Here is a 1646-nt window from a genome sequence, read left to right on the forward strand (position 1 = left end):
AAGATTGAATCTTTAAAATATGAATATCAATGAAAATACTGTCTTGCCGGGATTTATTGCGTGGCTAATTTGTTCTTGCAATTTGGGAATAAATTATACATTATGAATACTATAAATTTTAAAGGCAAAAGATAAGGGGAGTGAAGCACAATGATCAAATTATTTACGCAGACAAGTTGTAATTCTTCACGAAAGGCGCGCCAATGGCTTCGGGACCACGATGTCCAATTTGAAGAACAAAATGTCGGTAAAAAGGCGCCAACGACCGCAGAATTGAAGCACATTTTAAGCCTGACTGAAAATGGTTTTGATGATATTATTTCTACTCGTTCGCGTGCGTATCCAGAAGTTGCTGCTCAGCTACCAGATATGTCATTTAATGAAACTTTAAAATTACTTTGCGAACGGACCCACTTACTACGTAAACCGATTATTGTCACTGAAAATAAAGTACAAATTGGCTTCAATGATGATGAAATTCGGAAATTCATACCGCGGCATATTCGGCGCTTGGATTTTATGCAAGCGATGATCAACGCGGCTGAAGTCTAGATGTAAAATTTAAGCAAGCTTTTGTAATACAGATAAAATAAGATTGAGGTTGAAGCCGGGCTAGGGGTGGCACGGCTTTTTTGATACAATTAAATTAAAGGTAACGTCAAAAGTTCTATGAAAACCGTGGTTCAGGAAGGGGTGTGACTGCTACCGAGAAAGTGATCGCTAGTATTAGCTCATTTAACGATATTGGTGCCACACTCGCACTGCTTAAGATCGGTTATAGTCGTTTATAAGTAGCACAAAACAAGCCTACAGCTCGCTAAATTTTGAACTTAGACTGATTCTGATTCAGGCTGGTTGCGCAGTCGGTAATTGTTTTGGCGCCAAATCAATCAGCGCCAGCCACTTATCGTACATGCGGGGTTTATCTTGCAATTCGGGTAAGGACACCGGCACCTGATAATCGAGCGCTTCATGTGGCCGTAAAAAGTTATAAGCAGCCGAATATAAGGCTGTGTAACTAGCTGAGCCAGTTGGTGAACCAAAACCAGTACTGGCACGGTAATTACCTTTAAAACTGCGATTTAAGCGTTCGATTGTTTGCTTCAAAAAACGATATTCCGTGGTGATCGGATCTTTATTGGTCAAGCCAACGACTTGTTTGATTTTAAAGTTGATGCGCGCGTTTTAAATTCATCTGAATAATATTTCATAAAAAAACTCCTATTCTGATTTTTATCATTATGACACAAAATCTAATGATTTTGGTACCAAATTTCAGTATAGGAGCAGGTCGAATTAGGTCAAATTGCTGTCGCGTAATATCGCTGGGATAATTAATCATCTGAAATCACCTTTTTAATGAAATTAAATCAAAGGGGATTCTATCTAACAAAGATTAAAAACAGATTTTAAAAGATCACTGAGTAGGTCCGCTTAGTTTAGCGAGATCCAATAAATCCAATAGAAAACTTAATCGCTCATAATTTGGCAGAGCATTCGGATTAAATTTGCAATCCACCAATTATCATATTCCACAAAAAATGCATAGATCATCAAAAATAGGGTCACAACTTAACAGTTGTGGCCTCTTTTTTGATACTGTATAATTAAAGGGTTAGAACCGTGTCATTACTTAATGACATAAG

The 1646-nt window shown here is 37.6% G+C and carries 1 protein-coding gene and 1 pseudogene; one reads left to right on the top strand and one right to left on the bottom strand.

From position 1 onward, the window contains the following. The first annotated feature begins 150 nt into the window (after window positions 1–150). Window positions 151–552 carry a Spx/MgsR family RNA polymerase-binding regulatory protein gene (locus EKM61_RS11860; RefSeq protein WP_068226317.1) on the top strand — a complete coding sequence of 134 codons (402 nt, stop codon included), beginning with the start codon at window positions 151–153 and terminating at the stop codon, window positions 550–552. Between the two features lie 294 nt (window positions 553–846). Here the strand turns inward: EKM61_RS11860 and EKM61_RS11865 are convergent. Further along, window positions 847–1176 (bottom strand): annotated as a pseudogene (locus EKM61_RS11865) (DDE-type integrase/transposase/recombinase); the annotation flags it as partial. Window positions 1177–1646: the final 470 nt, after the last annotated feature.

It is taken from the genome of Loigolactobacillus backii (assembly GCF_003946275.1).
Taxonomy (GTDB): Bacteria; Bacillota; Bacilli; order Lactobacillales; family Lactobacillaceae; genus Loigolactobacillus; species Loigolactobacillus backii.

Excerpts from the sequence above, each read along its gene's own strand:
- EKM61_RS11860 (WP_068226317.1), top strand. The coding sequence starts at position 151 with ATGATCAAATTATTTACGCAGACAAGTTGTAATTCTTCACGAAAGGCG.